Origin of the sequence: Eubacterium sp. 14-2 (assembly GCF_000403845.2) — a bacterium.
Classification (GTDB): Bacteria; Bacillota; Clostridia; order Lachnospirales; family Lachnospiraceae; genus Petralouisia.
Genome location: NZ_KE159568.1, coordinates 1,416,611 through 1,442,633, shown reverse-complemented (window position 1 = coordinate 1,442,633; position 26,023 = coordinate 1,416,611). Strand labels below are relative to the sequence as shown.

The following is a 26,023-nucleotide window of genomic DNA, read 5'->3' as shown; positions in this document are numbered from 1 at the left end:
GCGCATATTATTTTTCTCTTATAGGAAAGATACTTTCACGCATTAGCGTGACAAGGTCTTTTCTATAAGAGAAAAAATCACAGCAGAGTTACTTTATCAACACGTTACTGTGTTTGAACAGGTACTCTGCTGTGGACTGCATTCCAGATATCAGACTTTAAACCGTTTCATTTCACCGGCCAGTTTTTCTGCATTTACCGCCACACTCTGGGCAGACTGAGCCACACTTCCGCTGTTGTCCGTTACACTGACAGCTTCAAGGGCAAGGTTTTCTGAAGTCGCAAGAATTTCTTCTGCACAGGCAGACTGCTGTTCTGTAATCGCAGCCACAGAAGCTGCCACTTCATCTACTGTTTCCACATTTTCAATAATCTGCTGAACCATCTCATTGGCAGTTCCCACTGTTTCATAAATTTTCTGGAAAGTTCCTGAAGCATTCATAATCAGATCACTGCTCTCATTGATATTTCCCGTACTGATTTTTGTTTTTTCCACAGCATCTTCCACCAGATTGTTGATTTCAGAAGTAATATTTGAAATCTGGCTGACAGACTCCGCGCTGGTTTCTGCAAGATTACGGATTTCTTCTGCCACTACAGCAAATCCCTTTCCTGCTTCTCCCGCTCTGGCCGCTTCAATTGCAGCATTCAAAGACAGAAGATTTGTCTGAGAGGCAATATCTCCGATAATATCCACAAATTTTCGGATTTCTTCTGTGGAACCGCCTACTTTTCCTACGGATTCTTCCAGCTGTCTCACAGAATCCTGAATCACTTCCATTGCACGTTTTACCTGTCCCATATCGTCTCTTCCCTTTTTCGATATACGGACGGTTTCTTCCATCTTAGTTCTGGCATTTGCGCCGTTTTCTCCGGTTTTTGATACTACCACTGCCAGAGAAGTCGCATTTTCTGCCACTTCTGTTACTGATTTTGCCAGTTCTTCCACGGTATTTTTCAATTCCTGCATAGAATCAGACTGTGTGGCGGCTGAATCGTAAAGAGTCTCGGAAGCTGCGCTGCTCATTTCCGCCTGTTCATTTAACTGACTGGAAATACTGAAAATTTCTCCGATGGTTTTACGCATGGCTTCAATGAAATTCTGCATTCCATTTCCCATTTTTGAAATTTCATCCTGCCCTCTCGATTCAATTTCCACAGTAAAATCTCCGTCTGTAATTTTACCGATATTTTCAGTCAGGTTTCGGATAGGCAGAATTATCACATGGACAATACGAATTACAACCAGAGTAATAACCAGAACTGCCAGAACAAGAATGAAAATCATTCTCTCCTGAAGGCTGTATAAATCCCCTAAAATATCTTTTTCTCTGATGGCAGAAATCAATACCCAGTCCGTTCCGTCCACAGGCTCTGTTACCACGAAATAATTATCCTTCTCCACTTTAATCAGTTCTGCATCGGGATGATTGTTGTCTATCTTTTCCGCAACCTTTTTCAGAAAAGCATTGTCCTGCTCTGTGATAATACTTCCAATCAGATCTTTATTCTGATGGGCCAGAATTTCTTTTGTGTTTTTTTCCACCAGAAAAGAAGAACCTTTCCCCATTACTTTAATTTCTGAAATTTTCTCGGAAACACTGTTCAGGAATACATCTGCCGCCGCAACTGTTTTCACTCCTTCTGCTTCTTCTAACATTGTGGTGGCACTGACAATATATTCTCCGCTTTCTGCGTCAGGGTACGGCTTTCCATATGTAAATTCTTCGTGATTCAGTCCTTCCTGATACCAGTCTCTCTCTGTTACCACAAAATCATCCCCCGGTTCCCAGCCTGACATATCCAGGTAATTTCCCTGGTCATCACCGATATAAACACCCGTGGGAAAATTCTCATTCATTCCCACAAGAGACTGAAGGTAGGATTTTTTCGTTTCTTCATCCATATTCATGGTATTCAGATCATGCTGAATCATTTTCAGCGTGGAAAGAATCTCAGCAGACCAGGTCTCTATTTCCCCTGTCTCTGTTCTGGATTCCGCTGTAATCTGTTCTTTGGCTCTGCTGGTAATTATTTTTTTGGAAAAGGTGTAAGAAAATATGATAATTAAAATAATTGCAAGGGTCACACATGGAATAATTGCAAGCAGCAGTTTTCCTTTTACTCCTCTGAGAGCTTTTACTCTTTCACCGTTTCTGTTTTTTTCCTCCATCTTCTGCACCTTCCTTACTTTTTCTTTTCCTATTATACCATAAAATTAACCACAAACAAATGCAAAATTATCACAGTTTTATCTGATTTTAACAATTTTTTTAGCAACCACCACAAATCTTTCATCTTCTTCAGAACCAAAACAGGTGGACAGTGTAAGAAAAGTATCGCCGAATTCCGCTGTTACTTTCGTATCATAGAGCGAGCGTTTCTTTATATTTTCATAGAAATCCAGAAATTCCTGTTCTGTTTCTGCCTGATAAAATTCATAATACTTAAATTCACTTTCTTCCTGAATCCGGGTGGAAAATACGGAAAGAATTTCGTAAGTGTTTCCTTCATACAGAGTATCAAAGGAAATTCTTTCATGTTTCCGGTAAAAATCTTCATTTTCATATTCATTCAGTTTTCCAAACATGGAACCATCCCGCATATTATGACCGTAAATAATAAAATTTGTTCCCGGCGTATTAAGGTCCGCAATACTTCTCACATACAGACAGCCATATTTATCTTTTTCCTTCTGAAAATTGTGATTGAGATAATATTCATCATCTTCACACTGCATAACTGGATAGTCAATATCTGTCCCTTCTATGGCAAGCCATCCGGCCAGATCCTGATTCCTGCTGTAAAGTTCTGTAAATCTGCTCTGTATTTTTCCTGAAACATTCTGCTGTTCTTCTGATTCTTTCTGTTTGCCAGTTTCCAGTAAATTTCTTAACTCTTCCTGCTTTTTTTCATGGCTGAAAGACAGATAGTATGCCTGTCCCACCGGGATCAGGCATACTATCATAATCAGAAGAAGCAGCATTCTCAGAAACCGGAATTTCTTCCTGCTTTTTCCACGCATACTTCTCTCCATTCTACCGTTACACTCTTTCCGATACTGTGGTAATATGCCAGGAACAGGAAGATTACTGCCACTCCCAGGAGCCTTCGTATTTTTCCTCCCTGTTTTGCCCATTCCACAAGCCGGTAAACAATCTCTTCTTTCTCCTGCTCTGTGATTCCGTTCTCTCCCTCAAAGTACAGCAGCAGATAACCGAATCCTGCTATCATGGCAAGGGTGGCACAGATCTGTATCTGTGTGCTGTCCCCTGTTTTCGGTTCTCCTCCCAGGGGATTTCCCGGTTTTCCTGTACCTCCTGTTCCGGAGCTGCCTGGCACCTCTGCAGGGATATTCTTTTCCCCGTTTATTTTAAGGGAAATCTCTGCCCTGCTCTTATTTCCCGCATGATCCTCCGCTTCCACCCGAAGGGTATGTTTCCCTTCTCCGGAAATCTTTACGGTAAACTCACAGGATTCCACCAGTTCTTCTGAAAATTCCTCTTCCGGCAGGGTGATTTTTTTCCCTTTGTCTGCCTGATAGCTGACACTGGAAATTCCTCCTGCAACCGTACCGTCTTCGCTGTCTTTTACTTCTACTTTTACTTCCAGAGGTTTTCCTCCCGTAGTTTCCTTCGTACCGGAAAAACTGATTTTCGGAGCATTATCTTCCAGTATAACGCCTCCGTCTTCGGCTGTCAGCATTTTCTGTGATGATATGTTTCCTGCATTATCCGTACAGGTCAGATATACTTTTCCTTTGAATTCTTCTTCTATCACAATTCTGGCTTCGTAACTGCCGCGTTCCGCCTCTCCCTGTACCGCCCGGATAACAGAAGCAGAACTTCCGTATGGGGTCATCTGTCCGGCAAGTTCACCGGTCTCTGTGATCTGCGCTGTATCATCCTTTTCCGTTCCATCTTCTGCTATCAGCAGATATTCTGCTCTGGCAAGGCCGCTTCCTTCTTCCCTTACCGGAACTGTAATCACAAGGCTTTTTTTCTGAATCAGCCATTCCATCAGATTTTTGTGTGATTTACTGAAAGAGGCTTCTCCCATAACCGGAGCTGTCTCGTCTGCCCATTTTGCATAGAGAGTGGTTTTCAGCATCCCCGTATTGTTTTCCACCGGACTTTCGAAATCCCACAGTCCAACCTCCAGTCCCTTGTCATACATATACCAGCCCTTGAAGTTATATCCTGATTTAACAGGGTCCGCCACCTGTTCCAGTTTCCCTCCGTAACGTACTTTCTGTGTATCAGGTGTGGTTCCATATCCTCCGTTCAGATTAAATTCCACTTCATAGATATTTCTGTCATAGTAAAGTTTCAGCACAAGGCTTCCGTCCTGCTCCACTTTCCCCTTTGGTTTTCCGGAAGGATGGTTCAGATTCAGTGTATATCCGGTATATTTTTTCTGTCTGGCCTCCACTTCTGTTCCCACTCTGTCCGCCAGATGTTTTGTGTCATTATCTATTCTGGTATAATCTTCTCCTGTAAGGTTCTGGCAGTAATATTCTACCTGATAATCCACTACTTCAGGATCTTCTTCCCAGATGGCATAGAGCGTCATATTCTCTTCCGGACTGACCACGTCTCCCTTTTCATAACCTGTTCCTTTTCCATCTGCCTGAGTATTCCATCCCACAAAACGACAGCCTGCACGGGTGGATTCAGCTTCAATGATAAATTCCGCATCCTGATAACTGATGGTTCCATGAACATTGGCATACCGGGATTTCATCTCCGGCTCCGGTACATCAGCGCTCCCGTTTCCATCATAGGTCAGGGTAATGTCTTTCTTATAAACACCATAAAGGGATATATGTTCTGCTATTTTAATATCCGTATCTTCTCCCGTGGTTCCCTTATATTCGGAATCCGAATAGCTCCATCCCAGAGACGTCCATCCGGTCATTTCCTGCAGTTTTGGCGTATGGATGGTTCCCTCCTGCCCGGAACCATTCACTTCCACTGTCCTGCTTTCTTTTCCTCCCCCGCTTCCGGAATAGAAATCCGCAATCAGGGTCTTCGTGCCGCTGTCTTCTTTTTCATAACAGACATATAAGGTTACATTTTTATCTGTTGTCAGAGATTCCTTTTCCTGATAAAAGGCCCCTTTCCCGTCCTCCTGGGTATTCCATCCCAGGAACTTATATCCCTTCCGGACAGGGCCGGCTTTCACGGTAAAAACCGCGCCTTTTACTTTTATTTCGTTATGTACGCTGGCATAGCAGGTTTTCTGTTCCGGCCCCGGCACCTTCTCCTCCCCGTCCGTTTCACAGGTCAGGGTGACTTCCTTCTGATATACCCCGTAAAATTCCGTCAGGGTATCTGTCAGGGTAATGGTATCCCCTGGGGCAATGCTGTTTTTCTCAAAATCATCCTGTTTCCGGTTCCAGCCCAGCATCGTCCACCCATCCCCCAGCGCTTCCGGCTCCGGGGCTTCCAGTGTTCCGTCCGGAGCCTCCTGATCCGTATATTTTCCTGCCTTTCCGGAATAAAAACGGGCGGTGAAGGTATCCTTTGATTCTTCTTCAAAAATAGCATACAGTGTGATATTTTCTTCCCCCACGGTGATTTCATCCCCTGGGGCATAAGCGGTTCCTTTCCCGTCCTCCTGGGTATTCCACTCTTTGAAGGTCTGTCCTGCAATGCTCAGGCCTGTGGGTTCTTTTACGGTAATTTTTTCACCGGTCTTATAATCCGTGCTGTCGGTTACGGGCGTACCCTGGGCCCCATTGCTGTTGTAAAAGATGTTGTAAGTACCTGGGTTTATAAGGGTGATATATACATAATTTGATGCTTTATCCACTGCAGTATCACATTTCTTTTTTGTATTCCTGTCATAAACATGAATATTTTCCAGATCTTCTTCTGTAATCTTCCATCTTCCTTCTCCCTGAACAACTTTATCCTGTCGTTCTGCATTCACAAAAATTTTAACAGGATTCGTCCATTTTTCCGGACTGTGTATCATAGAATCTGTATAATCCAGATATATACTGTCCACACAGGAAACGGGAGAATCATCAATCCCCTGAAATTCTGTATTATTTCCATATAAATCAAATCTTCCATCCGTATCTATATAAGAATAAATGGCACCCCCGGCTTCTTCCGAATCATTATTATGAAAAACTGCTCCATATATTTGCAGATATTTTTCGGAATAAATACAACCACCCTGTTGTGCTGTATTCCCACTGAATGTTCCCGCTTCAAGAGTCGTACTATCAGGGGAATAGATACAGCCGCCCTTCTCCGCTGTATTTTCACTGAATGTGATATTTGATGAATCTCCCCCTTCTATTGTTAAATCTCCATAAATACAGCCGCCCCGCTGAGTTGCTGTATTTTTACTGAAATCTGCTCTTACTGATTTCTCGTTACCCATTCTTAAACTTCCAGCAGAATAAATACAGCCCCCATTCTCTGCCGTATTTTCACTGAATGTTCCCCCATTTATATTAATACTTTGTTTCGCATAAATACAGCCGCCCTGTTGTGCTCTGTTTTTACTGAATGCTCCTCCGTAAATATCAACAGACGGCCAGTCAGGATTACCAGGTACATAAATGCAGCCGCCGGTTTTTGCTGTATTTTCACTAAAAGTACCTCCGGTTATGATCAGTTTATTATATCTACCATAGGAACAGATAAAACCTCCATTTTCTTCTGTTGTATTTCTGCTGAACATTCCCTCATTGATTGTTAAATGTCCTCCATTATAAATACAACCTCCGTCCTGAGGCGATGAATTATTCTCATAACTTCCTCCGACAAGAGTCAGAGTTCCCATGTTATAAATTGCTCCTCCTTTTCCATTTGAACTTAATAATACGCAATTTTTAACAGTTGTATCTGTAAATGTTCCCTGCCCATTTGCTACTATTGCTACATTACTCAGCCCATTACTTCCGCTGTATTTCATATCCTGAAGGGTACATCCTGTCAGTTCCAGATTTCCGCCATACATACATATAAAAGGTATTTTTGCAGAAATTTCATTTCCATCTAAAATGATTCCACCATTTACTGCAAGTTTATGGCCAGATGATGTGGGAACCTCAAATCCGGCATTCTCCGTTCCTCTTATAATGGTTCCTGTTCCTTCTATTGTTACATCCCCATTTATTATTATTCTTCCCCTTATGGTCAGCGTTGCGTTATTCTCTAAAGTAACTGTACCGCCTTCCAGATTTCCTTCTTTCCATACTGTATCCTGTGTAATTACCCCGCATGCCGGCTCTTCTCCCTCTTCTCCCGCATCTTCCCCCTCTGCAATCGCTGCAATTCTGTTTTTCGGTATTCTATCTGTCTGCAAATCCATATCTTCCGCAAAATCCCGGTCTGATTTGCTTCCTTCCATCAGGATTTCTTCCGGTTCCTCCAGGGTCTGAACTGTTTCTTTTTCCGGAAGCATATCACTGGTTCCTGCCACTGTTACATTTATTTCTGGAAGAACTGCCCCTTCTGCCAGTACGAAAGATTCCGGTAGCACAGGTGTGAAAACATAAGTGCCTTCCGTATCTTTATCGTATGCCGGAGCACTTTGCCATGTAATATGTTCTAACATCACCGGTTCTGATTCTGTAAATACACAGACTGCCCACAGGGTATCCGGAAGGCTCAGGCTTTCCTGGGCTGTTCCCTTATCTGCTGTCTGATTCTGCACTTCCTCCGGCAATTCTGAAAAAGACATGATTTCCTGTACCATTTCTTCCGCCTGAACTTCAGAACCGTAAAATTCCACCGGCAGAGAAACCAGCAGAAGACACACAGACAACAGGCATGACAGCAGTTTCTGCCGGATCGGGTGCCGTTTGGGCTTCAGTGGTTTTTCCTGGAAATTTTCCTTTGTCTTTTTCATCTCATAACACACTCCTTTTCCTTTAATAAAAATGATTAACTTAATTATAACTAAAAAACAGGATATTTTCCAGAAATAAATACTATTTATTTGACAGAAGTGGAAAACAAATAAAATTTCAAAATAAAGAAAAGAATCCCCGGCTATATTACAATACAGCCGGGGATGTATGTTCTAACTTTCCTTCATATAAACTTCTCTCCATTCTACCGTTACACTCTTTCCCATACTGTGGTAATATGCCAGGAACAGGAAGATTACTGCCACTCCCAGGAGCCTTCGTATTTTTCCTCCCTGTTTTGCCCATTCCACAATTCGATAAACAATCTCTTCTTTCTCCTGCTCTGTGATTCCGTTCTCTCCTTCAAAGTACAGCAGCAGATAACCGAATCCCGCTATCATGGCCAGTGTGGCACAGATCTGTATCTGTGTGCTGTCCCCTGTTTTCGGTTCTCCTCCCAGGGGATTTCCCGGTTTTCCTGTACCTCCTGTTCTGGAGCTGTTCGGTACCTCTGCAGGGGTATTCTTTTCTCCGTTTATTTTAAGGGAAATCTCTGCCCTGCTCTTATTTCCCGCATGATCTTCTGCTTCCACCTGAAGGGTATGTTTCCCTTCTCCGGAAATCTTTACGGTAAACTCACAGGATTCCACCAGTTCTTCTGAAAATTCCTCTTCCGGCAGGGTGATTTTTTTCCCTTTGTCTGCCTGATAGCTGACACTGGAAATTCCTCCTGCAACCGTACCGTCTTCGCTGTCTTTTACTTCTACTTTTACTTCCAGAGGTTTTCCTCCCGTAGTTTCCTTCGTACCGGAAAAACTGATTTTCGGAGCATTATCTTCCAGTATAACGCCTCCGTCTTCGGCTGTCAGCATTTTCTGTGATGATATGTTTCCTGCATTATCCGTACAGGTCAGATATACTTTTCCTTTGAATTCTTCTTCTATCACAATTCTGGCTTCGTAACTGCCGCGTTCCGCCTCTCCCTGTACCGCCCGGATAACAGAAGCAGAACTTCCGTATGGGGTCATCTGTCCGGCAAGTTCACCGGTCTCTGTGATCTGCGCTGTATCATCCTTTTCCGTTCCATCTTCTGCTATCAGCAGATATTCTGCTCTGGCAAGGCCGCTTCCTTCTTCCCTTACCGGAACTGTAATCACAAGGCTTTTTTTCTGAATCAGCCATTCCATCAGATTTTTGTGTGATTTACTGAAAGAGGCTTCTCCCATAACCGGAGCTGTCTCGTCTGCCCATTTTGCATAGAGAGTGGTTTTCAGCATCCCCGTATTGTTTTCCACCGGACTTTCGAAATCCCACAGTCCAACCTCCAGTCCCTTGTCATACATATACCAGCCCTTGAAGTTATATCCTGATTTAACAGGGTCCGCCACCTGTTCCAGTTTCCCTCCGTAACGTACTTTCTGTGTATCAGGTGTGGTTCCATATCCTCCGTTCAGATTAAATTCCACTTCATAGATATTTCTGTCATAGTAAAGTTTCAGCACAAGGCTTCCGTCCTGCTCCACTTTCCCCTTTGGTTTTCCGGAAGGATGGTTCAGATTCAGTGTATATCCGGTATATTTTTTCTGTCTGGCCTCCACTTCTGTTCCCACTCTGTCCGCCAGATGTTTTGTGTCATTATCTATTCTGGTATAATCTTCTCCTGTAAGGTTCTGACAGTAATATTCTACCTGATAATCTGCTACATCCGGCGTTTCCGAAATATCTTTCCAGACTGCATAAAGATTTGTATTCTGTTGCAGATTACGACTGGTTCCCGGCTGAAACATTTCTCCTGTTCCATCTGCCTGAGTATTCCATCCCATAAAGAGATATCCCTGACGGGCAGATAAATCAGCAATGACAAATTCCGGCATCTGATATGTAATATCCTCATGAACATTTGCATATGCAAACTTATCCTCTGAATTGGGTGCAGTACCTCCGCCGTTGGTATCATAGGACAATCTTACATGTTTTTTGTAAATGCCGTAATATGAACTGTGTTCCTGTTTCAGCGTCAGTTCGGAATCAGGCATGATATCACCGGTAAATGATGAAACATCTGCTGTCCAGCCCACAGACGTCCAGCCGGGCATATCCTGCAAAACAGGTGTTTTTATGTCAGCAGATAAATCCGTATCCTCCACTGTTTTCGGAATGGTTACTTTCTGACCTGCACTGCCGGAATAAAAATCTGCAAGAAACTGCTTTTTTCCATTTTCCACAAAAACAGGATATAAAACCGTATCTTCTTCAAAAGTTTCCAGACTGCCCGCTTCGTAACCTTTTCCTGATCTGTCCGGTTTTGTGTTCCATTCCACAAAGGTATATCCATCTTTTTTCATGGCCGGTTCAACCGTAAACTGAGGATCTTTATAAGTAATTTCACTGTGCACACTGGCAAAACGTTTCCCCCTCTCCGATTTCAGTATATTGTTTCCTTCCTCATCTTTATAAGAAACAGTAATACTTTTCTCATAGATACCGTAATATTTCGTTTCCGGTTTTGTCAGAGTACACTCACTGTTTTCTGAAACAGTTCCTTCATATGACCCTTTATCTTCACTCCAGCCCAAAGGTGTCCATCCCGTAAAAGTCTGCAAAAAGGGCGCGGTAATTGTTCCCCTTTCTGCTTCCACATCTACTTCTGCCTCCGTGCGGACAGGTTCTTTCAGATCAGGACCGCCGGAATAGAAATCAGCAATCAGGGTTTTCTTATCTTTTTCCTGAAAAACAGCATATACTGTAGTATTTTCCCTGAGTTTCAGAGTTTCTCCCGGCTGATATGATTTACCGTTGCCGTCTTTCCGGGTATTCCATCCGTTAAATTTAAAACCTTCTCTGGAAGGGGCTTTCGCAAGAATAAATTCTGCTTCTTTCCAGGAAATTTCATAATTTACATTGGCATAACAGAGATCTGCAGCCGATGAAGGCGTACTGTCCCCACCATTGGCATCATAGGAAAGAGTCACATTCTTTTCATAAACTCCATAATATTCTTTTTTACTTTCAGTCAGCCTGAGTCCTGTGCCTGCTTCGATATCTGCTTCAAATTCTGAATTACTTTCACTCCATCCCAAAGGTGTCCATCCTGCCATGGATTTCAAAAACGGTGTGATAATATTTCCGCCTTTATCATATCCCCCTGCTTCCACCTCAACTGTTTTTTTCTGGCCTGCGCCGCCGGAATAAAAATCTGCAGACAGGGTTTTATTTTCTGTTTCTTCATACACAGCATACAGATGAATATTATCCTGAATATCTGTGATTACGTCACCACCGTTATAATGAGGTTCTGATCCATCCTCATGGGCAGACCAGTAAAGAAATTTATCTTTATCCGGAATTGGATAATCATCAGGTGATTTCACGGTAACAGCAGCCCCAGGATCATATTCATTATCATCCGTTATCTTCCCGTCCACGCCGTAATAAAAGACCATAAATTTATCATCCGGTCGGTCCTTCGTAAGATAAATCTGATTTTTTTCTTCATTCAGCCTGCTGTACCAGGTTCCTCCGTCTGTATCCACAAACAATATTTTCTTCAGATCCCTTTTTGTAAGCCGATAATCATCTTTCCCCTGTGCAATTACATAACCCTCTGCTGCTTTCAGATAGACAGTTGCGGGATATGTCAGTTCTGAACTGATAAATACTTTCTGAGAAGGATACAGATAAATTCCATCCGTTCCGGAACCTTCCGTACCATCTCCCGTAAATTTTACATTACCGGATAATGTCAGGCTGCTGCTGAATGGAGCGTAAGACCAGAGTCCCACAGAACCGCTGCCTTTATATTCATCTTTGCTGCATGTGTTTCCGGAAAAGGTTCCTCCGTAAATATTTGTGTGGGAATTTACTCCGCTGTTCTGGATACACCCGCCTTTTCCTGCAGCGCTGTTTCCGGAAAAAGTTCCTCCATAAATATTTACCGTGGATTCATCATTATAAATAAACCCTCCCCCTGTAGGATGAGGCGGCACATCTTCTTCAGACGTTGTATAATTATTGCGGAAAGTACCGCTGTAGATATTCAAAGTACATTTATCCAGAGCAATGGCGCCATTGAATGTTCCGGAACAGCCTTCAATCACTGTGTCCCTTATATTGATAACCTTACTACTGTTTTCAGCTCCATACATGGTGGAAATTGCAGCTCCGAAACCATCTGAAGAACAGTTTTTAATGGTACTGTTACTGATATTCAGTTTTCCTTCCCACATATAGATTATACCACCGTGATTACTGTTGCTCACAGAACAGTCTGTGATTGTGGTTCCGCTGATTTCCACACTGGCCTTATCAATATAAATGACTCCGTCCCTGCCTTCTGCAGTACAGCCTTCTATTGTAGTCCCATTTAATTCTGCATAACTGTTTTCATTTAAACTGATTACTGCGTTTACAGAACAGTTTTTTATTACTGTATTTTCAGAAATTAATGTTCCTCCATAAACACACAGAAAACCTTTTGTGAAATTCTGAACCATACATCCATCCAGTATAACAGTACCTGACGTGACTAAAATCAAACCTGATGAAACATTTTCCGTTCTCTGTTCCATGGTAATATTTCGTATTGTTAAACTGCATCCTTCGTTTAACAGATTAAAATTTCCCAGCCCGGAGGTACCTCCGGTAACGATGGAACCGCCGCCTTCTATGGTCAGATTTCCAGAAACCATCACTTCATCCGTCAGAGTAAGAGTCTTCCCCTCATTTATGGTAATGGTACCTTCACTTAAAGTACCTCCGGTCCATATGGTATCCTCACTGATTGTTATGTTTGAAGAAGGTATTGAAGCATCACGGAATAATTCCGTATTTTCTTCCGGAATCACCCTGATATTTTCCCGGTTTAACGCATCCTCTCTTAATTCATCCTTTTTTATATCATCCTTTCTTATCTCATCTTTGCTTCTTCCAGCATCAGATATTTCACTGTCCGATATTTTTCCGGCCAGATTTTCCGCTGTATTTTCATCTACTGCACTTTTATCCTCTTTCTGCTCTACCGGTAAATCAGCAGACTGTATCATATCAGGCTTTCGTACTGTTTCCTGAATTACTGAAAATTCTTCTTCTGCCTGCACTTCCGGGCTGTAACCTTCCACAGGCATGGATACCATCAGCAGGCAGACACAGAGCAGAACCGACAACAGCTTCTGCCGAACCGGATGTCTTTTAGATAGCAGTAATTTTTCCGAAAAAGATTCTTTTGTCCATTTCATTTCAACATACACCCCGCTTATGTTAATATTCTGAAGCATTAAGACAGACTATTTGATTTTTCTACGTTCTGGTTTTTCTGTGGCTGATGGGATTATCACCTTCATGGAAATAGAAATTCAGCCCTTTTGTTGAAAACAAACTTTAAATAGGCCGGATTATGTAACTTATATCTGATAATTCTATGCTTTGATTTTGTCAGGTTCTGTCAGATTAATTCTAAAATAATTTGTAACTAATCCAGCCCTTCAAAAATTTCTCCAAGGGTCATTTTTATCTGAGGAAATGCTTTCAGACAAATCTCTGTTTCTCCATTATAATCTTCATCTTCTTTATCATTCTGGAGCATGTAATTCTGCTCCAGAATATATTTTCCTGATTCCAGATAATAGATTTCCACGGAACCCTGCGGAGATACGATCCAATACTCCTCTACTCCTGCTTTTTCGTAAATGTCTTTTTTCTCTGTCCTGTCTCTTTTTGCTGTTGCATTACTTAAAGTTTCAGCAATAAATCGGGGAGTTCCGCCGTATGCACTGCCTTTTAAATGTTTTCGGTCGCAGACAATCATAATGTCCGGGCATACATAATCGTCGTTTTCTTCCGGATGATATTTAAAATCCAGATTTTCCATGGATGCAAAACACATGCTGTTTTTCAGACCATTTCCTATGATTCTGTATATATTGCCATTCACAATACAATGCCTGTATCCGGGCGATGGCAACATATCATAAATAATGCCGTTTATTTTTTCATCTTTCCTGCGTTCGGATTCTGCCAGACCCATGCTATCTTTCCTTTCCTGTTATATAATCACAGGCAATTGAATGTATATAATCATTCAGCCCGACACAATATGTTTTCTATTCTTCCATATCTTCATCCTGGTCAGCTTCTGCCCGCTCCAGCAGTTCCTGCAGCAATGCTTCGTCCCTCTTTGCACTTTCTGCCGGAGAAATCATTTTCCGGGCAGCTTCCTCTGCCCTGGCAGCACTGAGCTGTTCTTCTTCCTCAGTCAGAAGTTCTTCCTCCTCCGTATTTTCCATCAGAGACTGATCCTCCCGGACTTTTGCAATACTTGCAACTGTAATGTCCTCTGACAGATTCATCAGCTTCACACCGGAAGTTACACGCCCCAGAACAGAAATTCCTTCTACCTTCATACGGATAATAATTCCCTCTGTGGTAATCATCATAATCTCATTTTCCTGGTTGACTGCCTTTACGCCTACGATGTTACCGGTTTTTTCCGTAATTTTATAGCATTTTACCCCTTTGCCGCCGCGGTTCTGAGGAGTAAATTCTTCCATTCTGGTGAGTTTCCCAAGACCTTTTTCAGAGGCGATCAGCAGATATTCTCCCTGGGTATTCATCTGCATTCCCACCACTTCATCCCGGTCGGACAGATTCATGCCGATAACACCCATGGAAGTCCTTCCGGTACTTCTTACATCTGTCTCATGGAATCGGATACACTGGCCAAACCTTGTGACAAGTATCATATCCTTTGTATTATCCGTCATTTTTACTTCAATCAGTTCATCCTCTTCCCGCAGATTGATGGCAGCAAGACCTTTTTTGCGGACGTTTGCATAATCTGTAACAGGCGTTTTCTTCACAATTCCATTCTTTGTGGCCATAAACAGAAAATGGTCATTTTTATATTCCCGAATGGGAATCACCGCCGTAATCTTTTCCCCCGGCTGAAGCAAAAGCAGATTGATAATTGCCGTTCCTCTGGCCGTTCTCCCTGCCTCCGGTATCTCATATGCCTTCATACGGTATACTTTCCCTGTATTGGTAAAAAACATCAGATAATGATGGGTGGTAGTCATCAGCAGTTCTTCTATGTAATCATCCTCAATGGTCTCCATCCCCTTAATGCCTTTGCCGCCGCGGTTCTGACTGCGGAAATTATCTACGCTCATACGCTTGATATATCCCAGTTTCGTCATGGTAATCACCGTATTTGACACCGGAATCAGATCTTCCATGGAAATATCATATTCGTCAAACCCAATAGAAGTCCTTCTGTCGTCTCCAAATTTGTCAGAAACAGCCATTATTTCTTTCCGGATTACCCCCAGAAGTTTTTTCTCATCTGCCAGAATTGCTTTTAACTCCTGAATCAAATCCATTAACTGATTATATTCCCCTTCCAGTTTTCCCCGTTCCAGACCGGTCAGAGCCCGCAGACGCATATCCACGATTGCCTGAGCCTGGGCGTCTGAAAATGCAAATCTTTCGATCAGACGAGCTTTTGCAAGCTGCACGTTTTCACTGCTGCGGATAATACTGATTACTTCGTCAATATGATCCAGAGCAGTCAGAAGACCCTGTAAAATATGAGCCCGTTCTTCTGCTTTGTTCAGCTCATATTTTGTCCTTCTGGTCACTACCTCTTCCTGATGCTTCAGGTAGTAGCCCAGCATATCGCTTAAATTCAGAACCTTCGGCTGATTATCTACCAGTGCAAGCATAATCACCCCAAAAGTATCCTGAAGCTGGGTATGCTTGTAAAGCTGATTTAAAACCACATTGGGGTTCACATCTCTGCGCAGTTCGATACAAATCCGCATACCTTCCCGGTTGGATTCATCCCGCAAATCTGTAATGCCGTCCACTTTTTTATCACGGACCAGATCTGCAATTTTCTCAATCAGTCTGGCCTTATTTACCATATAGGGCAGCTCCGTCACCACAATGCGGTTCTTGCCGTTGGCCATGGATTCAATATCAGAAATGGCACGGACTTTAATTTTGCCCCGCCCGGTCCGGTAAGCCTGGTCAATTCCTGATGTTCCAAGTATCATACCGCCGGTAGGAAAATCCGGCCCTTTCACAATTTTCAGAATTTCTTCTATTTCTGTTTCCCGGTCTTCCTCAATCCGGTTATCTATGATTTTAACCACTGCCCCGATTACTTCCCGCAGATTGTGGGGCGGAATATTTGTTGCCATACCCACTGCAATTCCTGTGGTTCCATTCACTAAAAGGTTTGGATAACGGGAAGGAAGTACCAGAGGCTCTTTTTCTGTCTCATCAAAGTTGGGGCCGAAATCAACGGTATCTTTATTGATGTCAGCCAGCATTTCCATGGAAATTTTACTTAAGCGTGCTTCCGTATAACGCATGGCAGCCGCCCCGTCCCCGTCCACAGAACCAAAATTTCCATGTCCGTCCACCAGCATATAGCGGGTAGACCATTCCTGGGCCATATTTACCAGTGCGCCGTAGATGGAGCTGTCTCCATGGGGATGATATTTACCCATGGTATCACCTACGATACGGGCGCATTTCCGGTGTGGTTTGTCAGGACCGTTATTCAGTTCAATCATAGAATAAAGAATCCGCCGCTGCACCGGTTTCAGGCCGTCCCTTACATCCGGAAGTGCACGGGATGCAATAACGCTCATGGCATAATCTATATAAGATTTCTCCATGGTTTTTTTCAGGTCAATCTCATCAATCCGGTCGAATATTTTATCATCCATCTGTTTCCCTCCATTATGCATCCATGACACACCCTTTATACATCCAGGTTCTGCACATATTTGGCGTTGGCTTCAATAAATTCACGCCTCGGCTCCACTTTATCGCCCATCAATGTGGTAAAGGTCAGATCTATTTCCGAAGCAGTTTCATCGTTAATCATTACTCTTTCCAGAATTCTGGTCTCCGGGTCCATGGTGGTTTCCCAGAGCTGGTCCGCATCCATCTCTCCAAGACCTTTGTAACGCTGGATTTTATTATTTCCATCTCTTCCGATTTCCTGTAAAATCTGATCCAGTTCCACATCATCGTAGGCATACCAGATTTTTTTATTTTTTTCAATCTTAAACAACGGCGGCTTTGCCAGATATACATAACCCTGACGGATCAATTCCGGCATAAAACGATACATAAACGTAAGCATCAATGTGCTGATATGGGCGCCGTCCACGTCCGCATCCGTCATAATAATAATTTTGTGATATCTGAGTTTTTCAATATCAAAATCATCGTGAATGCCTGTTCCAAAGGCCGTAATCATGGCCTTGATTTCCGCATTGCCGTAGATTTTATCCAGCCTTGCCTTTTCCACATTCAAAATCTTGCCCCGCAGAGGAAGAATAGCCTGAGTGGCACGGCTTCTGGCGGTTTTGGCGGAACCTCCCGCAGAATCTCCCTCCACAATAAAGATTTCACAGTTTCTGGGATCTTTGTCGGAACAGTCCGCCAGTTTTCCCGGAAGAGACGTATTCTCCAGCGCCGTTTTCCTTCTGGTCAGATCCCTGGCTTTCCGGGCAGCTTCTCTGGCCCTCTGGGCCAGCAGAGATTTCTCGCAGATAACCTTTGCCACCATGGGATTCTGTTCCAGAAAATAGGTGAGCTGTTCGCTGACCACGCCGTCAACTGCTCCCCGTGCTTCACTGTTTCCCAGCTTCTGTTTCGTCTGTCCCTCAAACTGAGGTTCCTGTATTTTTACACTGATAATGGCCGTAAGGCCTTCCCGAATATCGTCTCCGGAAAGGGCCGTTTCATTTTCTTTTAAAATTTTATTGGCTTTTGCATAAGAATTAAAGGTCTTCGTCAATGCATTCCGAAAACCTGCCAGGTGAGTGCCCCCTTCCGGTGTGGTAATATTATTTACAAAACTGTAAGTAGCGTCATTATAGGAATCGTTATGCTGCATGGCAACTTCCACATAAACTCCGTCCCGTTCCCCCTCACAGTAAATCACATTTTCATAAAGAGCTTCTTTGCTGTGATTTAAGTAAGTGACAAATTCTTTAATTCCGCCCTCGTAGTAGAATTCTTTTTCCTGTTCCTGACCTTCCCGTTCGTCAGTCAGGCGTATTCTGATACCCTTTGTGAGAAACGCCATTTCCCGCAGACGCTGTTTTAAAGTGTCATAATCAAATACCGTATCTTCAAAAATACTTCCGTCAGGAGAAAAAGTAACCTGTGTGCCTGTTTTTTCCGGGCTGCAGGTTCCGGTCACTTTCAGAGGATACATGCTCTTTCCCTTTTCATACCGCTGTTTATATATTTTTCCCTCTGAAAAAATCTCCACTTCCAGCCAGTTAGAAAGGGCATTTACCACGGAAGCTCCCACTCCATGCAGACCGCCGGATACCTTATATCCTCCGCCGCCGAATTTTCCTCCGGCATGCAGCACCGTAAATACAACCTCCACAGCAGGAAGCCCGGCCTTATGGTTGATTCCCACAGGAATTCCGCGGCCGTTGTCCGTCACTCGCACACAGTTATCTTTCAGAATCCTTACATCTATGGTATCACAATACCCTGCCAGCGCTTCATCCACCGAATTGTCTACAATCTCATAGACAAGGTGGTGAAGCCCCCGCAGGGATGTGCTGCCAATATACATACCGGGTCTTTTGCGAACTGCTTCCAGTCCTTCCAGAATCTGAATCTGATCTGCTCCATATTCTGCATTGGTATTTGTACTTGTACTCATCTGATTCCTCCAATTTCATCCAATTTCTAAAAACTGTTCTCAGCTTTTACAGTCCCATTTACCACTTTAAAAATCTTATTGATTTCAAATCTGTTTTTCACAAACTCATCAAGCCCCGTACATGTAATAATTGTCTGAATATCATGAATACTGTTTAAAAGAAAATTCTGCCGGCTGCTGTCCAGCTCCGACAGCACATCATCCAGAATCAGAACAGGTGTTTCACCAACCGAGGTTTTAACCAGCTCTATTTCTGAGAGTTTTAAAGAAAGTGCACAACTCCGCTGCTGTCCCTGAGAACCAAATCTGCGGATGTCAGTATCCCGGATCAGAAAACACATATCATCTCTGTGAGGTCCCACAGAAGTCATACCGAATTTCAAATCCCTTTCTCTGTTTTTCAGCAATTCCTCCTCTAACTGTTTTTCTTCCACATCCGGCTCATAGCTCAGAAAAAGTTCTTCCTTTTCACCGGAAATTTTCTTATGTATATCATAAACAATCTCATTTAACCGGTTCACAAAAGTTTTTCGTGAAGCGATGATTTTTTTCCCGTAATCAATTAACTGTAAATCCCAGACCGGAAGGGTATCCTTAAGCTCCGGCCGGAAACTGATATCTTTTAAAAGTTTATTTCTCTGATTTAATATTTTATTATAATTTGTAAGATGATACAGATAAATTCTGTCAAGCTGACACAACTCAAAATCCAGAAATTTCCTGCGCTCCGAAGGGCCATTCTTAATAATATTCAAATCCTCCGGAGAAAAAAACACGATATTCAGAATACCGAACAGTTCCGCAGCCTTTTTAATGGGGATTTTATTGATGGCAATCCCCTTGGAACGGCTCTTTTTGATATGCATGTCTATCTGATATTCTTTTTCCTTCCGTTCCACAACTGTGCGGATATGAGCTTCTTCCTCACCAAACTGTATGAGTTCCCGGTCTTTGCTTCCTTTATGAGACCTGGTGGTTCCGCTCACATAGACGGATTCTAAAATATTGGTTTTTCCCTGTGCGTTATCGCCGTACAGTATATTGGTTCCTCTGTCAAATTCCATATATAAATCGCTGTAATTGCGAAAATGGCTTAAAGCAACAGATTTTAAAATCATTTTACGATTTTGATTGTCTCCCCTTCAAAGGAAACAACATCTCCATCCACCAGTTTTTTCCCCCGCTGAACTTCCACTTCTCCATTCACCGTTACAAGGCCGTCCTGTACAACCAGCTTGGCAATCACACCAGAATCCACCAGATTTGCAGCTTTCAGCGCCTGCCCTAATTTTATATAATCACCCTTTAACTTTATTACTTCCATGTGCAGTTCCTTTCTAACTGGCTGCCGCATTGAAATTTACCGGCAGAATCAGATAAATAAAAGTTTCGTTGTCATCTTTGATAAAGCAGGGGGCCTTTGGATTTACCATATACAGGGTAACCTCTTCTTCATCAATGACACGCAGCGCATCAATAAAAAATCTGGGATTAAATCCAATCAGAATATCCTTTCCGCTTTTCTGAATATCTATATCTTCATTCATGGAACCGATAAAGGAATTGATTTTCAGCTCCATATTTTCATCGGTTACATTCATAATGATTGGTTTCTTATCGCCTTCTTTGACCAGAAGGGTAGCTCTGTCAATGCAGTCCAGAAGCTCCCGTTTATTAATTTTAATTTTTGTTTCATAATCGGAGGACAGCATCTGGTCTATCTTAAAATATTCTCCTTCAATCAGACGGGACACCACTGTGGTTTTATCAAATTCAAAAACAATATGATTTTCCGTAAAGAAAATACTGACGAACTCGCTGGCGTCTCCCGGCACAATTTTACTTACTTCCTGAAGTGTCTTGCCCGGCACAATTACCTTGCAGTCAGGATATGCCTCCTTCAGTTCTATTTTACGGATGGAAATACGGTGTCCGTCCAGTGACACCACCTTTAACTGATTTTCCTTCATCTCAAACAGTTCTCCGGTCATCAGCTTATTGTTGTCACTGTCTGAAATGGAAAATATGGTCTGTCTGATTACTTCTTTCAGAGTAAACTGAGAAAGCATGACAGGCTGATTTCTTTCTATGTAAGGAAGATAGGAAAAATCTTCTCCTGATTTTCCGATAATATTAAACTTGGCTTTTTCACAGGTAATTACCGTCTTAAAGGAGGAGTCTGTCTCAATGGTTACGTCATTATCAGGAAGTTTCCTCACAATTTCCAGAAAAATTCTGGCATCCAGTGCAATAACGCCTCGTTCTGCAATTTCTCCTTCTATTCTGGTTTCTATTCCCAGTTCCATATCATTTGCCGTTAATTTTATTTCATTGGTAGAAGCGTCAATTAAAATGCATTCCAGAATCGCCATAGTGGTTCTGGAAGGAACAGCTTTTGATACAATATTGACTCCATGTAAGAGATTTGTTCTGGAACATATAATTTTCATATTGTGTGTAACTCCTTCCTGAGCTTAAAGATAAATTTATGATAAGAGATTCGTCTTAATCGTCATAGGGGCTGTTCATAAGTGTATAATTATGCAAAGGCTGAATTTCAGGTGCTTTGAGCCGTTTTTCTTGCCGGATAAGCCTGTGAATTTCACCTTGAAGGTGTATGGACAGGCTGTGTATAAATTTCAGGGAAAAAATGAATCCCATAAAGTAAAATGGACGGCCGTGGATGAATGTACGGCTTATCCGCTTCCATTCACAGGCTTTTGGACAACTTATCCACAAATGTGAATGGAAGCATTAATTAGGGTTAATCTTCTTTTTGATGGTTTCAATGGTCTGATGGAAGTTTTCATCATTCTGATATTCTTCCGTAATTTTTTTAATGCCGTGAATAATGGTGGAGTGATCCCTTCCTCCCAGAAGAGTGCCGATGGTTTCAAGCTGGGCAGCCGTCATGTTTTTACATAAGTACATGGCAATCTGCCTGGGTTTCGCAATTTCATTGCTGCGGTTCTTGGAAATCATCTGGTCTGTGGAGATATTGAAATGTTCTGCTACAATTTCAATAACAAGCTGAGGCGTAATTTCCCTTGGCTTGTCCGGTGAAATAATATTCTGCAGCTCCCGGATGGCAACTTCCATGGTAATATCCGTGTGTTCCAGATTGGAAAAAGCCAGCAGTTTGTTCAGGGCTCCTTCCAGCTCCCGGATATTGGATTTGATATTTATGGCAATATAATCAAGAATTTCATCTTCAAGATGAAATCCGTCCAGTTCTTCTTTTCTTCTGAGAATGGCCATTCTGGTCTCATAGTCAGGATAGCCGATATCGGCCAGCAGCCCCCATTCAAAACGGGAACGAATGCGTTCTTCCAGTGTTTCCATTTCCTTGGGCGGTTTGTCCGAAGAAAGGATAATCTGTTTTCCTGCAGAATGGAGCACATTAAAGGTATGGAAAAATTCTTCCTGGGTACTTTCTTTTCCGATGATGAACTGTACGTCGTCAATCATCAGAACGTCTACGGTACGGTACTTGTCTCTGAGTTTTGTCATGGCGGAAGCATTTCCGTTTCGGATAGAGTCGATTACTTCGTTGGTAAATTCCTCTGAGGTAACGTAAATAACCTTTTTCTCCGGCTTCTGCTGCAGGATAAAATGGCCGATGGACTGCATTAAATGGGTCTTGCCCAGTCCCGGACCTCCATAAATATAGAGAGGATTGTAAACTTCTCCCGGAGATTCTGATACAGCAAGGCTTGCAGCATGAGCAAATTTATTATTTTTACCAACTACGAAGGTTTCAAAAGTATAGTTGGGATTCAGATTGCTTTTTTCCGTATCTGGAACAAAGTCAGGATTTTTACTTTTAAAAGACCTGATATTTTTCGTCTGTTCCTGCAGAATGAATTCAATTTCATAGTCAATGCCTGTAATTTCCGCAATGGCTACCTTGATGGGGAGTGTGTATTTCTTTGTAATATAATTCAATCCCATCTGTTCTGACGGAACAAGAATATACAGTTTTGAGCCTTCAATACTGTATACGCTTAAAGGTTTTAGCCAGGTGTTGAAAGAAATATCTGTAAGATCATGTTCTTCTTTTACCGTCCTGAGAATTTCTTCCCACTTTTCTAAAATAAGTTCCATATTGTTCTCCAAACTTCCTTTTTCTAAGTTCATAGTCTTCCATATTCTATAATAACGCAAATGGCCCGAATAATCAATTAAATTTTTTAAAGGTACAGGGGATAAGGAAAGAAAAAACAGACCTTTATATCCGGTATGAGGGTTAAGAGCCTGAAAAAATTCACCTGAGGTTATACACAAATATCTCTGTAAACATATCTACATTCAAAAAATCCCTGTTTTTCAGGAAGTTTTGGAATAGAAATGAAAATATACACAGATTTTCAAAAAGTTTTCCACAAGTTATCCACAAAATATGGATAACTTTTTCAAAAGTGGAAAATGTGGATAACTTGTGGAAAACTTTGATTTACAAAGGAGGATAACTTTTTTCTTCCTTATTATAATACTCCATGTGAATAACGTGGAAAGAAAAATAAACTTTTTCCGGAATATGAACATGGAAACTTGTGCCGGGGAAAAACTTTGTTACCACATATTGTATACAGTATGATTCTTTTGTTTTACTTTTTGTGCAAGATATGAAAAAATTGCAAAACGGCTTGACTTAAGGGGATTTTTTGATATAATGAATCATAATGTTTTTCGTATAGAGGAGGTGGATGACCCGTGAAAATGACATATCAGCCAAAAAAGAGATCAAGATCCAAAGTTCATGGATTCAGAGCAAGAATGAGTAGCAAGGGTGGAAGAAGAGTTTTAGCTGCAAGAAGATTAAAAGGAAGAAAAAGATTATCAGCTTAGGCCACATCATTGTGGTCTTTCTTCTTACTGCTGTTTAGATTTGTACATTCATCGTATGAACCGGAGAATCAGTATATTATGAGATTTTCAGAATCGTTGAAGAAGAACAGTTCTTTCCGGGAAGTATATAAGAACGGAAAATCCTGTGTAAATCGTTATTTTGTCATGTATGTTCTGAAGAATAATACGGAGAGAAACAGACTGGGAATTTCAGTCAGTAAAAAAGTAGGAAACAGCGTTGTAAGACATCATATTACAAGATTGGTACGGGAAGCATATCGCTTACAGGAAGAAAAATTCAGCTCAGGTTTGGACATTGTAGTCATAGCAAGAGGGGCGTCCAGGAAGGTAACTTATCAGGAAACGGAAAAAGCGTTGCTGCATCTTGGAGGTCTTCATCATATTTTGAGAAAAGAAGATGAGATATTTTGAAGAGAATATTAATTGCCTTAATTAATTTGTATAGAAAATATTTGTCACCCCTGAAAACAACAAAATGCCCTTATTATCCTACCTGTTCCACTTATGGACTGGAAGCAATTCAGAAATATGGTGCGTGTAAAGGGTCCCTGTTGGCCGGATGGAGAATATTGAGATGTAATCCATTTTCCAAAGGCGGATATGACCCGGTTCCATAATTTAGGAGGTTTGTTAGATTGACGGAAATTATACTGACTCAGTATCCCGGCAAAATACTGGGTCCTATTGCAAAATTGATTGGCTATATTATGGATGGCCTGTATACATTTTTAAACAGTGCGTTCGGCATCCAGAATATTGCACTGTGTATTATTTTGTTTACTCTGATACTTTATATTCTGATGCTTCCGCTCACATACAAGCAGCAGAAATTTTCCAGGCTTTCTCAGGAAATGCAGCCTGAGATCAATGCTATCCGGGAAAAATACAAAAATAAAAAAGATCAGGTGTCCATGCAGAAAATGAATGAGGAAACTCAGATGGTATACCAGAAATACGGTGTATCAACCATGGGAAGCTGCGTACAGCTTCTGATTAACTTCCCCATTATGCTGGCCATGTATCAGGTAGTCCGGAATATTCCTGCATATGTAAGCAGTGTAAAGGCTGTATATACTCCACTGGTAGATAAAATCATGGGAGTGGACGGATATCAGGATATTATGACTTCTTTCGTAAAAGAAGCAGGCGTAAAAACCGTAGGCCTGAATTATGAAAATGCCGCTACCACTGCAAATTCCATTATTGATGTGCTCTATGCACTCCCAGGGCAGGGATGGGAAATTTTAAAAGACAGTTTTACGGGACTTACCGATATTATCAGTTCTGTGGAGGCTTCTGTTACACATTTTAATAATTTTTTAGGTATCAATATTGCCAATTCCCCTGTGAACCTGATTGGTACGGGATGGGAAAATAAAGATTTTATCCTGATTATCGGTGCAATCCTGATCCCCCTTGCTTCTTATGGTTCTCAGGTTTTGAATATAAAGCTGATGCCCAATGCCAGTGCTGCAGGCGGAGAAAATGACGCCATGGCAAGACAGATGAAAACCATGAATACAGTATTACCTCTGTTTTCTCTTTTTATGGTATTTTCTGTTCCGGTGGGTGTTGGTATTTACTGGATTGCCGGTTCCGTAATCCGCTTCATTCAGCAGTTCTTTTTGAATAAATACATGAAGAATCTTGATCTGGAAGTGATTATAGAGAAGAATAAAGAGAAAGTGAAAAAGAGAAAAGAAAAGCAGGGGATTTACGAAAATCAGATTGCAAACGCCGCCAGAATTAATACCAGAAAAATTGCAGAGCCTGTCAGTACAGAGGAAAAGGAAGAAAAAATCCGCAGAACAGAAGAGTATGCAAAAACAGCCAGAAAAGGCAGTCTGCTGGAAAAGGCCAATATGGTAAAAGAATTTAACGAACGCAATAACAAGTGATGGAAACAGGGGGAATTTGAATGGATTTTATTGAAGTATCAGCAAAAACCGTAGATGACGCCATTACAGAGGGCCTTGTGAAACTCGGTACAACCAGTGATAAGGTTGAATATGAAGTAGTTGAAAAAGGAAGTTCAGGTTTCCTTGGAATTGGCAGTAAGCCTGCTGTGATTAAAATCCGTAAGAAGTCTGACACAGAGGATTATGTATATGATTTTCTCCATAGCGTATTTCTTGCTATGAATCTGGAAGTGGAAATTATCATTACAAAGAGTGAAGACGGCAAAAATGTGGACGTGGAGCTGAAAGGGGATGAGATGGGCGTTTTAATCGGAAAACGTGGACAAACCCTGGATTCTTTACAGTATCTTACAAATCTTGCCGTTGGAAAACAGGTCAGCGAGTATGTGAAAGTAAAAATAGATACGGAAGATTATCGGAAGCGAAGAAGAGATACTCTGGAAAATCTGGCGAGAAATATTGCCTATAAGGTAAAAAGAACCAAACGTTCCGTCTCCCTGGAACCCATGAATCCCTTTGAACGGCGTGTAATTCATTCCGCATTGCAGAATGACCGTTATGTAAATACTCACAGTGAAGGGGAAGAACCTTACAGACATGTGGTAGTTACTTTGAAAAGAAATAATAATCAGTAGCATAGAAAAGGCTTTCTCAAAATGTGTTT

General features: G+C 41.9%; 16 protein-coding genes. 5 read left to right on the top strand and 11 right to left on the bottom strand.

Annotation, left to right across the window (positions count from 1 at the left end; translation table 11 throughout):
* Positions 1-150: 150 nt before the first annotated feature.
* From C805_RS23460 to dnaA, 11 genes are all read right to left on the bottom strand, one after another.
* Positions 151-2,172, bottom strand: a complete 2,022-nt coding sequence (locus C805_RS23460) for a methyl-accepting chemotaxis protein (protein ID WP_016216535.1) — start codon at positions 2,170-2,172, stop codon at positions 151-153.
* Between the two features lie 78 nt (positions 2,173-2,250).
* Positions 2,251-3,024, bottom strand: a complete 774-nt coding sequence (srtB, locus tag C805_RS23455) for a class B sortase (protein WP_016216534.1) — start codon at positions 3,022-3,024, stop codon at positions 2,251-2,253.
* Complete coding sequence (locus C805_RS23450; protein WP_016216533.1) at positions 2,988-7,871, bottom strand: InlB B-repeat-containing protein; 4,884 nt, start codon at positions 7,869-7,871, stop codon at positions 2,988-2,990. The genes srtB and C805_RS23450 overlap by 37 nt, the downstream gene beginning before the upstream one ends.
* A gap of 174 nt (positions 7,872-8,045) precedes the next feature.
* The gene (locus C805_RS23445; protein ID WP_196811100.1) at positions 8,046-13,106 is read right to left on the bottom strand and encodes an InlB B-repeat-containing protein; all 5,061 of its coding nucleotides are present in this window, start codon (positions 13,104-13,106) and stop codon (positions 8,046-8,048) included.
* Positions 13,107-13,339: 233 nt separating this feature from the next.
* Positions 13,340-13,894, bottom strand: coding sequence for a Uma2 family endonuclease (locus C805_RS23440; RefSeq protein ID WP_016216531.1), 555 nt, complete (start codon positions 13,892-13,894; stop codon positions 13,340-13,342).
* A 76-nt stretch (positions 13,895-13,970) separates the two neighbouring features.
* On the bottom strand, positions 13,971-16,601 hold the full coding sequence (gene gyrA / locus C805_RS23435; RefSeq protein ID WP_016216530.1) for a DNA gyrase subunit A: 2,631 nt from the start codon (positions 16,599-16,601) through the stop codon (positions 13,971-13,973).
* Between the two features lie 35 nt (positions 16,602-16,636).
* Complete coding sequence (gene gyrB / locus C805_RS23430) at positions 16,637-18,571, bottom strand: DNA topoisomerase (ATP-hydrolyzing) subunit B (RefSeq protein ID WP_016216529.1); 1,935 nt, start codon at positions 18,569-18,571, stop codon at positions 16,637-16,639.
* 26 nt (positions 18,572-18,597) lie between these two features.
* Entirely contained in the window at positions 18,598-19,689 is a 1,092-nt protein-coding gene (gene recF / locus C805_RS23425; RefSeq protein ID WP_016216528.1) for a DNA replication/repair protein RecF, read from the bottom strand.
* Positions 19,686-19,895 (bottom strand): RNA-binding S4 domain-containing protein, encoded by a 210-nt coding sequence (locus tag C805_RS23420; RefSeq protein WP_016216527.1) that lies wholly within the window; start codon positions 19,893-19,895, stop codon positions 19,686-19,688. The genes recF and C805_RS23420 overlap by 4 nt, the downstream gene beginning before the upstream one ends.
* Before the next feature lie 13 nt (positions 19,896-19,908).
* Positions 19,909-21,021 (bottom strand): DNA polymerase III subunit beta, encoded by a 1,113-nt coding sequence (gene dnaN, locus C805_RS23415; RefSeq protein ID WP_016216526.1) that lies wholly within the window; start codon positions 21,019-21,021, stop codon positions 19,909-19,911.
* Between the two features lie 304 nt (positions 21,022-21,325).
* Positions 21,326-22,675 carry a chromosomal replication initiator protein DnaA gene (gene dnaA, locus C805_RS23410; protein ID WP_016216525.1) on the bottom strand — a complete coding sequence of 450 codons (1,350 nt, stop codon included), beginning with the start codon at positions 22,673-22,675 and terminating at the stop codon, positions 21,326-21,328.
* 609 nt (positions 22,676-23,284) lie between these two features.
* On the opposite strand from dnaA, the gene rpmH reads away from it, so the two are divergent.
* The 5 genes from rpmH (at position 23,285) to jag (ending at position 25,994) form a co-directional block, all read left to right on the top strand.
* Positions 23,285-23,419: a 50S ribosomal protein L34 gene (gene rpmH / locus C805_RS26105; protein ID WP_081640377.1), complete on the top strand. Its 135-nt coding sequence runs from the start codon at positions 23,285-23,287 to the stop codon at positions 23,417-23,419.
* 78 nt (positions 23,420-23,497) lie between these two features.
* Positions 23,498-23,851, top strand: a complete 354-nt coding sequence (rnpA, locus tag C805_RS23405) for a ribonuclease P protein component (RefSeq protein ID WP_016216524.1) — start codon at positions 23,498-23,500, stop codon at positions 23,849-23,851.
* On the top strand, positions 23,848-24,057 hold the full coding sequence (gene yidD / locus C805_RS26100; protein ID WP_081640376.1) for a membrane protein insertion efficiency factor YidD: 210 nt from the start codon (positions 23,848-23,850) through the stop codon (positions 24,055-24,057). The genes rnpA and yidD overlap by 4 nt, the downstream gene beginning before the upstream one ends.
* 18 nt (positions 24,058-24,075) lie before the next feature.
* Complete coding sequence (locus C805_RS23400; protein WP_016216523.1) at positions 24,076-25,338, top strand: YidC/Oxa1 family membrane protein insertase; 1,263 nt, start codon at positions 24,076-24,078, stop codon at positions 25,336-25,338.
* 20 nt (positions 25,339-25,358) lie between these two features.
* Entirely contained in the window at positions 25,359-25,994 is a 636-nt protein-coding gene (gene jag, locus C805_RS23395; protein WP_016216522.1) for an RNA-binding cell elongation regulator Jag/EloR, read from the top strand.
* Positions 25,995-26,023: the final 29 nt, after the last annotated feature.